Consider the following 12,220-nt stretch of genomic DNA (forward strand, 5'->3'; position numbering starts at 1 on the left):
CATGGCAGCAATGAAGAAAATCGTCGCCGGCATCGCGGTGATCGCCGTCGTGGCGGCGGCCGGCGCGGGCATCTGGGCCTGGCGCACTGTCGACACCGCGCGCAACGCGGGGGCCGACGACACGGTGGCGCTTGCCGCGTTCACCAGCACCGACGAGGCCGCCATAGCGCGCGGCGAATACGTCATGCGCACCGCCGACTGCGCCGCCTGCCACACGCAGGGCGCGGGCGAATTCGCGGGCGGCTACGAGATCCACACGGATTTCGGCACGCTGGTCAGCTCCAACATCACGCCGGACCCCGAGACCGGCATCGGCGCGATGACCGAGAGGGCGTTCTTCGACGCGGTGCGCAACGGCCAGGGCTCCGAGGGGCTGCTCTACCCGGCGATGCCCTACACCGCCTATGCCAAGCTGACCGACCAGGACATGCACGACCTCTGGGCCTACATGTCGACGGTCGAGCCCGTGTCCAACGAGATCGACGAGACCGCGGGCATGGCCTTCCCCTACAACCAGCGCCTCGCGATGCTGGGCTGGAACATGCTCTACTTCGACAAGGCCGCCTTCGACGGCGACGCCGAAGGGGACGACCGGGGCCGCTATCTCGTCGACGCGGGCGGGCATTGCTCGTCGTGCCACACGCCGCGCAACGGGCTTGGCGCCGAGATCGCCGAGAATTACCTGCAAGGGGCCAAGGTCGACGGCTGGTACGCGCCCGAGATCACCTCGAACCCGCATGTCGGGCTGGGCGAAAGCTCCGCCGAGGAGGTGGCCGAGTACCTGGGCACCGGCACCGACGGCAAGGCCATGGCCTCGGGGCCGATGGCGGAGGCGGTGGCGCACTCGCTGCAGTACCTCTCGGACGACGACCTGCTGGCCATGTCCAGCTACCTCAAGTCCGTGCCCGGCTCCGGCGTGACCGCGCCCGCCAAGGCGGACCTCGGCAGCCCCGCGATGACCCGCGCCGCTCTGCGCTACGAGGTAAACTGCTCGGCCTGCCACGGGACACGGGGCGACGGCATGGGCGACCTGGTCCCCGCCTTCGACGGCAACCACGCGCTGCTGTCGGACGATCCCACCGATCTCGTCCGGGTGATGCTCACCGGGGCCAGGGCCGCCCATACCGAGGCAAAGCCCACCGGCGGCGGCATGCCCTCCTTTGCCTGGAAGTTCGACGACGCGCAGATCGCCGAAGTGCTGACTTACATCCGCAACGCCTGGAGCAACGCCGGAACGCCGGTCGAGCCGGCGACGGTCGCGGCGGCGCGCGCGACGCTCGACGCCCGCGAGAAGCTTGCCGAAGGATACTGACCCAACTACAGCTTGCGTAAGGGAGGGGCGGCACCCGACCGCCCCTCCCGCAGTCCCAAGAGTGCCGCGTGGGGAGGCGTGGTCGTCCCCTATCCCGTTGCGTGCAGAGGCCATGATGTCGAACAGAGCAACAATCCAGGATCTGGCCAACCTGGCCGGGGTCTCGGTGTCCACACTCGACCGCATTCTGAATCGCCGGAGTTCGGTCAAGACGGCAACGCTGCAGCACGTTCTCCAGGTTGCTGAGCATATCGGGTTCTACGGCGCGCCGACAATCCGTGACAGGCTGACCGAAAAGGCCCCCGAAGCCACCTTCGGATTCCTGCTCAATGGTGCCGAGCGCCATCTCTACGCGGATTTCAGCCGCGAACTCTGTGACCAGACCCGCACGTCGCGCAGGGTCCGCGGCCAGGCCGAGGTGCATCATCTCTCCGGGCTGGATGAGCGCGAAACCATCGACGCCCTCTACCGGCTTGCGGAGAGCTGCGACGTGATCGCAGCCGTCGCTCTGGACACGCCCGACATTCGCGACGCCGTGCGCGAGATCGCGCTGCGCGGCATCCCGATCTTCACCATGCTCTCGGATCTGTCGGTTCCGGCGCGCGCCGCTTTCATCGGCGCGGATCCCACCAAGATCGGGCGCGGCGCCGGCTGGATCATGCACAGCCTGTGCAACCGCCCCGGCAAGGTCGCGCTGTTCGTCGGCTCTCACGGGTATCTTGCCCATCGCGGCTACGTCGGCGGGTTTCTCGGCTACCTGTCGGAGAATGGGAGCCCGCTGCAGGTGCTCCCGGCGCAGGCGACCGAAGAGAGCGACGACCTGGCGGAACACCTTGTCGATCAGGCCCTGTCCGAGCATCCCGATCTCACGGCGATCTTCGTGGCAGGCGGCGGTCTCGAAGGCGCCCTGCGCACGCTCGAGCGCCGCGGCCGCGACGACCTGACCGTGATCGGGACCGAACTCAGCCCGCGCATCGACGCGGCGCTGTCCGCGAAGCGCGTGAAGGCGGTTCTGAGCCACCCTGCCCCTGCGGTGATCGGCAAGGTCATTGCGCTGATGGAGGATCAGATCGTTTTCGGCACCTCCGAGACCGCGCGCGACCACATCGTGCCGGTCGAGATCAGGATCAGCGAAACCGTCTGACTCCCCGGACCCGCCGGTGTCTCAAGAACGCCCCGGATCGGACTCAGCGTTGCAAGCATGACCTGCACCGGCCCCCACGGAAGACCTCGGCGCAAGCCATCCCACGGCGCTCCAAGCGGCGCGCGCGCATCACGCAGACCCGGGCCGCGTGGGGTGGTGGGCCCGCACCGGCGCAGGCGGTCCCAGACATCCCCCTTTGGTCAAGCCGCCGAGAGTCGAGGACGCGCCATCGCCGGGACCGTGCTACGACGCTCCGGTCGCGAACATCGGCCCGCCCTTCCAGCGCGGAAAGCCGTAGCCGTGCACCTCGACCAGGTCGATGTCCTGCGGGGCCTGCGCGATCCGCTCGTCGAGGATCGCCTGGCCTTCCTCCGCCATGGCGCCGACAAGCCGTTCGGCGATCTCGGCGCGCGGCAGATCGCGCGTTCCGGAGATCCGTTCGACCAGCAGCTCGGTCACCGCGGCCGAGGGCAGCGGCGTCCGCGCGCCCTCGGCATAGTCGTACCAGCCGCCGCCGGTCTTCTGGCCCTTGCGCCCGGCGCGCACGAGGATATCCCCCAGCGTCTCGGGCACCTCCTGCCCCGCCGCCCGCGCGCCCTCGCGCTGCAGGAAGGCGATGTCGAGCCCGCCCAGATCCTGCGCCTCGAACGGGCCCATGCGGAAGCCGTAGTCGCGCATGGCCGCGTCGATCTCGGAGATCGCGACACCCTGCATCACCAGCGCCTCGGCCTCGGCACGGTAGCGCTTGAGGATGCGGTTGCCGATGAACCCCTCGCAGATGCCCGCCTGCACCGGCATCTTGTTCAAGGCCCGCCCCAGCGCAAAGCCGGTGGCGAGCACGTCCGGCGCCGTGTCCGGCGTCGGCACGATCTCGAGCAGCTTCATGATGTGGGCCGGGCTGAAAAAATGCAGCCCGATGAAGCGTGAGGGGTTGGGCAGACCCTCGGCGATGGCACACGGATCGAGATAGGAGGTGTTGGTCGCCAGCACCGCGTCGGCGCGGCAGACCCGGCCCAGCTCAGCGAAGACCGCGCGCTTGACGCCGATCTCCTCGAACACCGCCTCGATCACCAGGTCGGCCTGCGACAGCTCGGCGTAGTCGGTGCTGCCGCGCACGCCGGCCATGCGCTCGGCCCGGCCCTCTTCGGTGAGCCTACCGCGCTTGACCGCGCCGTCGAAGATCTTGCCGACGTTCGCCAGCCCGCGCGACACGGCCTCGGCATCGCGCTCGATGAGGAGAATCTCCATGCCCGCCTCGCGGCAGGCCCCGGCGATGCCCGCGCCCATGGTGCCGCCGCCGATCACGCCGACGGTCTTGAAGGGGCGCGGCTCGATGCCCTTGAGCGCCGCCGGTTTCGGCGCGGCGCGTTCGGCGAAGAAGACATGGCGCAGCGCCGCCGCCTCGTCCGAGCCGCGCAGGTCCAGGAAGGTCTCGCGCTCGTGTGCCATGGCATCGGCGAAGCCGTGCTCGGTGGCAAAGCGGAGGCTGTCCAGCGCGCGCAGCGGCGCCTGGTGCCCGGCCTTGGAAGCCGCCTTGCGTGCGGCCTGCCAGAAGTCTTCGGGCATCGGCGCGAGCGGGCGCTTTGAGACCGGCAGCGGCATGTCGGCGTCGAGCGCGGCACGGGCGAAGGCCACGGCTTCGCGCTCGAGATCGCCACTCACCACGGCATCGATCAACCCGGCCTTCTGCGCCTTGGCGGCAGGCAAGGGCTTGCCGCTGGTCACCAGATCGACCGCCGCCTCGATGCCCGCGAGGCGCGGCGTGCGCACCGTGCCCGACGCGCCGGGGATGACGCCCAGGGTGACCTCCGGCAGGCCGACGCGGGCGCTGTCGACGGCCACGCGGAAGCGGCAGCCCATGGCAATCTCGAAGCCGCCGCCAAGCGCCGCGCCGTGGATCGCCGCGACCCAGGGCGTCTCGGCCGCCTCGATCCGGTCCACCACGTCGGGCAGATGCGGCTCCACCGGCGGCTTGCCGAACTCGCGCACGTCGGCCCCGGCAAGGAAGGTGCGCCCGGCGCAGATCAGCACCACGGCGCGCACCTCGGGGTCGGCGTCGAGCCGCTCGGCCAGATCGTAGAGCCCCTTGCGCACCGCCTCGGAGATCGCGTTCACCGGCGGGTTGTCGAGGGTAACGACGGCGATCTCGCCGTCGCGGCGGACAGTCAGCAGTGTCATGGTTCAGAGTCCCAGGTAGGCTTCACGGATGCGCGGGTCGGCGATGAGGTCCGGGGCGGCACCGGTCATGGTGATCCGCCCGGTTTCCATCACGTAGCCGCGGTCGGCGATCTTCAGCGCGCCATAGGCGTTCTGCTCGACCAGCAGCACGGTCACATCGCGCTCCTTGAGCGATTTCACCACCTCGAAGATCTGCGCCACCAGCAGCGGCGCCAGACCCATCGAGGGCTCGTCGAGCAGCAGGCAATGCGGCCGGCCCATCAGCGCGCGGGCGATGGCCAGCATCTGCTGCTGCCCGCCAGAGAGCCCGCCCGCCGCGAGGTTGCGCTTTTCCTTGAGGATCGGGAACATGGCGAAGGCGTCCGCCATGTCGCGCTCGACCCGCTCGTCGGTGAACAGGAAGGCGCCGAGGCGCAGGTTCTCCTCGACCGAGAGATTGGTGAAGATCTGCCGCCCCTCGGGCGATTGCGCCAGCCCCCGCTTCAGCCGCTTGTGGGCGGGCACGGTGGCGAAGCTCTCGCCGCGGAAGACGATGGTCCCGTCGCTCACCGGTTGGGTGCCCGACAGGCACTTCAGCAGCGTTGTCTTGCCCGCGCCGTTGGCGCCGACCACCGTCACGATCTCGCCCGAGCTGACCTCGAGATCGAGCCCGTGCAGCACCTCGATGCGCCCGTACCGCGAGCGCAGCCCCTCAACCGTCAGCATGGGCAGGCTCCTCCTCTTCGGTGCCGAGATAGGCGGCGATCACCGCCGGGTCGCGCGATACGGTGGCCGGGTCGCCCTCGGCGATCTTCTCGCCGTGGTCGAGCACGACGATGTGGTTCGAGATGCGCATCACCAGTTTCATGTCGTGCTCGACCAGCAGGATGGCGATGCCCGAGGCGGCGAGCTCGGCGATCAGGTGGTCGATCTCCTCGGTCTCGACGGCATTGCAGCCGGCGGCGGGTTCATCGAGCAGCAGGATCTTCGGGTTCAGCGCCAGCGCGCGGGCGATTTCCAGCCGCTTCAGCGCGCCGTAGCTGAGGTTGCCCGCCACCTGCTCGGCGGCCTTGTCGAGCCGCACGCGCTCCAGCAGCTTGCGCGCCCCGGCGCGGGCCTCGGCGGCGCGGCGCTTCATGCCGGGCAGCGACAGCAGGTCGGCCCAGACCGAGCCGCGCTCGGAGAGGTGATAGCCCGCCAGCACGTTGTCGAGCACCGTCATCTCCTGGAAGATCTGCAGGTTCTGGAAGGTGCGCGACAGGCCCATCTCGGCCAGCCGGTTGGGGGCGACCCCCGTCACCTCGGTTCCGTTCAGCGAGACCGAGCCGCGCCCGGGCTGGTAGACGCCCGAGATCATGTTGAAGAGCGTGGTCTTGCCGGCGCCGTTCGGCCCGATGACCGAGACGATCTCGCCCGGCGAGACCTTGAAGCTCACGTCGTTGACCGCCTTCAGCCCGCCGAAGCTGATGCCGAGGCCCTGTACGTCCAGAAGGCTCATTCGTCCCTCCCCTTCAGGCGCCGCGCGATCGAGGGCAGCAGCCCCTGCGGCAGGAAGATCATCACCAGCACCATGACGAGGCCCAGCACCAGCTGTTCATATTCGGCAAAGACCGTCAGCACCTGCGGCAGCAGCGTCAGGATCGCCGCGCCGAAGGTGGCGCCGAGCACCGAGCCGACACCGCCGAGCACCGCCATGGTGACCATCTCGACCGAATGCATGAAGCCCGCCACGTCCGGCGTGATGTAGCCGTTCTGCAGCGCCAGCAGCGAGCCCGCGACCGAGGCGTAGACCGCCGAGATCACGAAGGCGCGCAGCTTCTGCCGCGGCACGTCGACGCCGACGGTGGAGGCCGCCACTTCCGAGCCGTGCAGCGCCCGCATGGCGCGGCCCGAGGGGCTGTCGAAGAGGTTGAGCGCCAGCCAGGCGCCGACCAGCAGCACCACACCGCAGATCATGTACCAGAACTCGCCGCCCGAAAGCCGCCACCCCATGTCGCGCAGCAGGCTGCGCAGGCCAAGATCGGCGACGTTCATCCCGTCCGGCCCGCCGGTCAGCGCGCGCTCGTTGGTCAGCACCATCGACACCAGAATGCCGAAGCCGAGGGTGGCCACCGCAAGGTAGTAGCCCTTGAGCCGCAGGATCGGCTTGCCGATCAGCGCCGCCATCACGCCCGAGACCACAGCGCCCAGCACCAGCGCCAGCGCCGGGTGCAGCCCGAGGTGCTCGGGGGCCAGCGCGCAGGCATAGGCGCCGATCCCGGCAAAGCCCGCGTGCCCGAGACTGATCTGCCCGGCATAGCCGATCAGGATCACCAGCCCGACCACCGACAGCGCGTTGACGAAGATCAGCGCGCCGACGCGGTAGTAGTAGCCCGAGGGGAAGAACAGCGGCAGCAGCGCGATCAGCACCGCCAGCACGCCCAGCGAAATCCATTTGTTCCGTCCGGTCATCACACGCGCTCCGTCGATTTGCTGCCGAAGAGGCCCTGCGGCATCACGAAGAGCACGGCGAGAATGACGATGAAGGCCACCGCCTCCTTGTACTGCGAGCTGAGGTAGCCCGCGGTTAGCGCCTCGAAGCAGCCGAGCAGCAGCCCGCCCACCAGCGCGCCCTTGGGGTTGCCCATGCCGCCGAGCATGGCGGCGGCAAAGCCCTTGAGCGCCAGCGCCACGCCGACGTCGTAGCCGACCAGGGTGATCGGCGTGACCAGAACGCCCGCGAAGGCGCCGATGGCCGCCGAGAGCCCGAAGGAGAGCGTCATCACCCAGCCGGTGTTGATCCCGACGAGCTGCGCCGCAACGCGGTTGTTGGCCGTGGCCAGCACCGCCTTGCCGGTCAGCGTGCGGGTGAAGAAGACCCACAGCCCGACGAAGACCGCCAGCGCACCGCCGATGACCCACAGGCTCTGCGGCAGGATCGTCGCGCCCAGCACGTGGATCGGATCATCGCCCGAGAAGGACGGGAAGCGGTGCAGCTGTTTGTCGAAAATGAGCTGCGTCGCGCCGCGGATCACGATCGAGGCGCCGATGGTGATGATGATCAGCGAGACCACGGGCGCGCCGCGGGCCGGCTCGATCGCCAGCTTGTTCAGCGCCACGCCGAGCGCCGAGGTCACGAGGATCGCGACCACCGCGGCCAACGGCAGCGGCAGACCGGCCTGATAGGTGAAGACGGTGATCATCCCGCCCAGCATGACGAATTCGCCCTGGGCGAAGTTCACCACGTCGGAGGCGTTGTAGATGATGGTGAATCCCAGCGCCACGAGCGCGTAGACGGCGCCCACGGTCAGACCGGAGAACAGGAATTGCAGCAGGGCGTCCATCGGGGCTCCCAGAGCTAGGCGTTTGGGGGATATGGCTCCGGGCACGGGGCCCGGAGCCGGGGCGGGTTACTCGACCGGCAGCCAGTCGCCGTCCTTGATCTCGAGCATGCGGAAGGCGCTGAGATCGAGGCCGAGGTGATCCTCGGGCGAGAAGCTGTAGGTGCCGGTGGTGCCGACCAGGCCGCTGGTCGCCTCCAGCGCATCGCGGATCGCTTGCGGATCCTCGCTGTCACCGGCGCGCGCGATGGCGTCGACGATCAGTGCGAAGGCGTCATGGGCGTAGCCACCGAAGGTCGAGACATCCTGGTCGTACTTGGCCTTGTAGGCTTCGGTGTAGGAGGTCACGACCTCGTATTGCGCATCGTCCTCGGCCAGCTTGTCGGCGATCAGCAGCGCGGTGCCGGGCAGGCGCAGCGCCTCGGCGGCCTCGGCCCCGGCGAGCTCGATGAACGCGTCCGAGGCGACCCCGTGGCTCTGGTAGAGCGGGATCTCGAAGCCGAGCTGCGCGACGTTGCGGGTGACGATGGCCGGGCCCTGGCCGAAGCCCGGGTTCAGCACCGCCTGCACGCCGTCGGTGTTGCGGATGCGGGTCAGCTGCGGCGTCATGTCGGCGTCCTGCGGACCGTAGGTCTCGTCGGCGAGGATCTCGATGCCGTGATCGCCCGCCACTTCCTTGCACTGCGCCTGCATCGACGCGCCGAAGCCGTCGGTGCCCGAGATCATGCCGATCTTGGTGATGCCCTGCGCCTGCATGTCGGTGAAGATCTTCTCGCAGGCCATGCGGTCGGTGTGCGGGGTCTTGAAGACGAACTCGCGCACCGGGTCGATGATCGAGATCGCGCCGGCCAGCGAGATGAAGGGAATGCCCTCATCCTCGGCCACCGACAGGATCGACATGGTGGTGCCCGTGGTCGAGCCGCCGAGGATCGCCACAACCTCGTCATCCTCAACGAGGCGGGTGGCGAAGGTCCGCGCCTTGTTGGGATCGCCGCCGTCGTCGTAGAGCGTCAAGGCAATCTCCTCGCCGTTGATCCCGCCCTCCTCGTTGAGCTGCTCGACCAGCATCTCGATGGTCTTCGCCTCGGGGTCGCCGAGGAAGGCCGCCGGGCCGGTGGCAGAAACGCTGACGCCGAGGCGGATCTCGGCCTGCGCGGCGCCGGTCAGGGCGCCGAGCGCGGCCAGGGTGGCGAGCGCGGTGGTGGTCTTGGACATCATGGTAACTCCTCCCAGATTGGTGTCCGTCGAATGTCGGGTGCCGGGGTCCGGCCGGGCCGTCAGGCCGCTTTCGGCCAGCGGATCATCACGCGCCGGAAGCGGGGCGCGACGAAGGCGGCGTCGGTCAGGCTGGCATTGCCCGCCGGGTTCGCCCCGGTGACGTGAAAGTCGGAGAAAGCCGCCGACTGGTTCACGTAGATATTGCCGGTGAGATTCACCGAAAGGTTCACCCCCGCCTGCGCAAATGCCTTGGCTGCGCGGGCGATGTGCGTCTCATCGGTGGCGTAGAGCGCCGCGGTGATCGCGCCCTTGCTGCGGGCGATGCCGGCGGCGCGGGCGATCGCATCCTCGGCGCCGTCGCAGGGCACGACGAAGGAGACGGGGCCGAAGCACTCGTCGTTCTGCGGACCCTCGGCGCCCTCGACCGCGATCATCAGCGGCGTGGCGCTGCGGCCATGGCCGGTTTCGGCGCTGTCGCGGATCACCCGGCCTGCGCCGCGGGCGGTCTCGATGCGCGCCAGGGTGGCGGGGTTGACGATGGTGCCGCAGACCCCGGCGGCGCGCGCCGGATCGGAGAGCAGCGCGTCGATCGCCTGCTTGATCCCCTCGGCCACCGCGTCAAAGCTCTTGGGGCCCTGATCGGTCTCGATCCCGCCGCGCGGGATATAGAGGTTCTGCGGCGAGGTGCACATCTGCCCCGAGTAGAGCGACAGCGAGAAGGCGAGGTTGGCGCACATGCCGGCAAAGTCGTCGGTGCCGGTGATCGTGACCGAGTTGACCCCGGCCTCCTCGGTGAACACCTGTGCCTTGCTGTGTGCGCGGATCCAGTCGGCGAACGCGGTGGAGCCCGTGTAGTCGATCAGCGCCACCTTCTCGTGCGTCGCCAGGTCCTTGGTGATCTCTGACCCCGGCGCATCGGCGGCCAGCAGCACCGCGTTCCGCGGCAGGCCGGCTTCGGCGAAAACCTCGCGCAGCACGCGCACGGTCAGTGCCAGCGGCAGGATGGCACGCGGGTGCGGCTTGACGATCACCGGGTTGCCGGTGGCGAGGCTGGCGAAGAGCCCTGGGTAGCCGTTCCACGTCGGGAAGGTGTTGCAGCCCACGGTGAGCGCGATGCCGCGCGGCACCAGCGCCCAGTGCTTCTCGATCACCAGCGGCGCGTGCTTGCCCTGCGGCTTTTCCCAGACCGCATCGCGGGCGCTGCGGGTCAGCTCGGCATAGGCCGTGGCCAGCGCCTCCAGCCCGCGGTCCTGCGCATGCGGCCCGCCCGCCTGGAAGGCCATGGCAAAGGCCTGGCCGGTGGTGTGCATCGCGGCATGGCCCAGCAGGAAGCTCATCTTGTTGAGCCGCACCAGCGCCTCGAGCAGAGCCCCGACCCGCGCCTCGACCGTGGCCTCGGCGAACACGGGCGCGGCAGCCTCGGCGGCGGCGATCAGCGCCTCGGGCGCGGCGGCGGGATAGCTGATGCCGAGCTCGGGGCCCCAGGGAGAGACCTCGGAGCCGACGCGGCCCGTCTCGGGATGGCCGGACAGATCGAAGGCGGCACCCAGCAGGGCCACATAGGACGATTCGCCCTCCTCCTTCGCCGTCTCGCCGTAGATCTTCCCGCTCGGGACCTCGGGGAACGGGGTCCAGAATTCGCGCGTTTCCAGTGCTTTCAGGGCACTTTCCAGCAGCGGTTTATGGCGGGTGAACAGGTCTGTCATGGCTCCTCCCAAAGCTTGACCAGTATCATTGACCGTCCGGTCGGTTTATGCAACAGTAAATCTCACAGGCCCCGTGGAGGGGGGCTGGGAGGATCACATGACGACATCGCAAACCGTGCTGGCGGAGCTGGACTCCGGCGTTCTGAAACTGACGCTCAACCGCCCGGAAAAGCTCAACTCCTTCAACGAGGAGATGCATCTTGCCCTGCGCGCTCAAATCCAGCGTGCGCATGATGACGACTCGATTCGCGCCGTGCTGCTGACCGGTGCCGGGCGCGGCTTCTGCGCCGGGCAGGACCTCGGCGACCGCGACCCGCGCAAGGGCGGGCCCAAGCCCGACCTGGGCCACACCATCGAGACCTTCTACAACCCGACCCTCCGCCTGATCCGCGCGCTGGAAAAGCCGGTGATCTGCGCCGTGAACGGCGTGGCGGCGGGCGCCGGAGCCAACATCGCCTTTGCCTGCGACATCGTGCTGGCGGCGAAATCGGCGAAGTTCATCCAGGCCTTCTCGAAGATCGGCCTGATCCCTGACGCCGGCGGCAGCTGGTCGCTGACCCGGATCCTCGGCGAGCCGCGCGCCAAGGCGCTGACCCTGACCGCCGAGCCGCTGATGGCCGAGACCGCCGCCGACTGGGGGCTGATCTGGAAGGCTCTGGAGGACGACACGCTGATGGCCGAGGCCGAGGCGCTGGCCGGCAAGCTCGCCGCCGGGCCGACGCTGGGCCTGGGGCTGACCAAGCGGCTGATCCAGGACGCCGCGACGAACGATCTCGACACCCATCTCGACCGCGAGCGAGACTGCCAGCGCGAAGCGGGCCGGTCCGACGACTATGCCGAGGGCGTGACCGCCTTCCTCGAGAAACGTCCCGCCAGCTTCCGGGGGAAGTGAGCCATGAAGGACATCCAGAGCATGACCCCACAGGATCTCGCCGAAGCCTGCGCCAAGGAGATGTGGAATTCCGACAGCGCCTCGCAGCGGCTCGGCATGACGCTGACCCACATCGCGCCCGGCCATGCGACGCTCGAGATGGAGCTGAGCGACCAGATGACCAACGGCCACGGCAATGCCCACGGCGGCTATCTCTTCACGCTCGCCGACAGCGCCTTTGCCTTTGCCTGCAACACCTACAACGAGATGACCGTCGCGCAGCACTGCTCGGTCACCTACATTACCCCGGGCGCGCTCGGGGACCGGCTCACGGCCACCGCGCGCGAGGTGTCGCGCAAGGGCCGCTCCGGCATCTATGACGTTACGGTATCCCGGGAGGACGGGACCGTTATCGCAGAATTCCGCGGCCATTCGCGGACGCTCAACCGGCCCCTGCTGCCCGAAACGCGGGCGGAGGGCTGACCTTTGAAG

Annotated in this window: 11 protein-coding genes; 4 read left to right on the forward strand and 7 right to left on the reverse strand. The window is 69.0% G+C overall.

Features of this window, described 5'->3' with window-relative positions; all coding sequences use genetic code 11:
• Nucleotide 1: 1 nt before the first annotated feature.
• Both LC039_RS23040 and LC039_RS23045 read left to right on the forward strand, forming a co-directional pair.
• Entirely contained in the window at nucleotides 2-1,312 is a 1,311-nt protein-coding gene (locus tag LC039_RS23040) for a c-type cytochrome (RefSeq protein WP_226628609.1), read from the forward strand.
• A 61-nt stretch (nucleotides 1,313-1,373) separates the two neighbouring features.
• The gene (locus tag LC039_RS23045; RefSeq protein ID WP_226628611.1) at nucleotides 1,374-2,456 is read left to right on the forward strand and encodes a LacI family DNA-binding transcriptional regulator; all 1,083 of its coding nucleotides are present in this window, start codon (nucleotides 1,374-1,376) and stop codon (nucleotides 2,454-2,456) included.
• Between the two features lie 243 nt (nucleotides 2,457-2,699).
• Here LC039_RS23045 and LC039_RS23050 read toward each other — a convergent pair whose 3' ends face one another.
• From LC039_RS23050 to paaN, 7 genes are all read right to left on the reverse strand, one after another.
• Entirely contained in the window at nucleotides 2,700-4,634 is a 1,935-nt protein-coding gene (locus tag LC039_RS23050; protein ID WP_226628613.1) for a 3-hydroxyacyl-CoA dehydrogenase NAD-binding domain-containing protein, read from the reverse strand.
• A 3-nt stretch (nucleotides 4,635-4,637) separates the two neighbouring features.
• Entirely contained in the window at nucleotides 4,638-5,339 is a 702-nt protein-coding gene (locus LC039_RS23055) for an ABC transporter ATP-binding protein (RefSeq protein WP_226628614.1), read from the reverse strand.
• On the reverse strand, nucleotides 5,326-6,111 hold the full coding sequence (locus tag LC039_RS23060; protein ID WP_226628615.1) for an ABC transporter ATP-binding protein: 786 nt from the start codon (nucleotides 6,109-6,111) through the stop codon (nucleotides 5,326-5,328). Before LC039_RS23060 ends, LC039_RS23055 begins: the two co-directional genes overlap by 14 nt.
• Nucleotides 6,108-7,064 carry a branched-chain amino acid ABC transporter permease gene (locus LC039_RS23065; protein ID WP_226628616.1) on the reverse strand — a complete coding sequence of 319 codons (957 nt, stop codon included), beginning with the start codon at nucleotides 7,062-7,064 and terminating at the stop codon, nucleotides 6,108-6,110. Before LC039_RS23065 ends, LC039_RS23060 begins: the two co-directional genes overlap by 4 nt.
• Nucleotides 7,064-7,936 carry a branched-chain amino acid ABC transporter permease gene (locus LC039_RS23070; RefSeq protein WP_226628617.1) on the reverse strand — a complete coding sequence of 291 codons (873 nt, stop codon included), beginning with the start codon at nucleotides 7,934-7,936 and terminating at the stop codon, nucleotides 7,064-7,066. Before LC039_RS23070 ends, LC039_RS23065 begins: the two co-directional genes overlap by 1 nt.
• Before the next feature lie 66 nt (nucleotides 7,937-8,002).
• The gene (locus tag LC039_RS23075; protein WP_413463856.1) at nucleotides 8,003-9,151 is read right to left on the reverse strand and encodes an ABC transporter substrate-binding protein; all 1,149 of its coding nucleotides are present in this window, start codon (nucleotides 9,149-9,151) and stop codon (nucleotides 8,003-8,005) included.
• 59 nt (nucleotides 9,152-9,210) lie between these two features.
• Nucleotides 9,211-10,857: a phenylacetic acid degradation protein PaaN gene (gene paaN / locus LC039_RS23080; protein WP_226628620.1), complete on the reverse strand. Its 1,647-nt coding sequence runs from the start codon at nucleotides 10,855-10,857 to the stop codon at nucleotides 9,211-9,213.
• Nucleotides 10,858-10,954: 97 nt separating this feature from the next.
• Between paaN and paaG the strand changes: the two genes are divergently transcribed.
• Both paaG and paaI read left to right on the forward strand, forming a co-directional pair.
• The gene (paaG, locus tag LC039_RS23085) at nucleotides 10,955-11,749 is read left to right on the forward strand and encodes a 2-(1,2-epoxy-1,2-dihydrophenyl)acetyl-CoA isomerase PaaG (RefSeq protein WP_226628622.1); all 795 of its coding nucleotides are present in this window, start codon (nucleotides 10,955-10,957) and stop codon (nucleotides 11,747-11,749) included.
• A gap of 21 nt (nucleotides 11,750-11,770) precedes the next feature.
• The gene (paaI, locus tag LC039_RS23090) at nucleotides 11,771-12,211 is read left to right on the forward strand and encodes a hydroxyphenylacetyl-CoA thioesterase PaaI (RefSeq protein WP_226628776.1); all 441 of its coding nucleotides are present in this window, start codon (nucleotides 11,771-11,773) and stop codon (nucleotides 12,209-12,211) included.
• Nucleotides 12,212-12,220: the final 9 nt, after the last annotated feature.

It is taken from the genome of Alloyangia pacifica (assembly GCF_020524285.1).
GTDB lineage: Bacteria > Pseudomonadota > Alphaproteobacteria > Rhodobacterales > Rhodobacteraceae > Salipiger > Salipiger pacificus_B.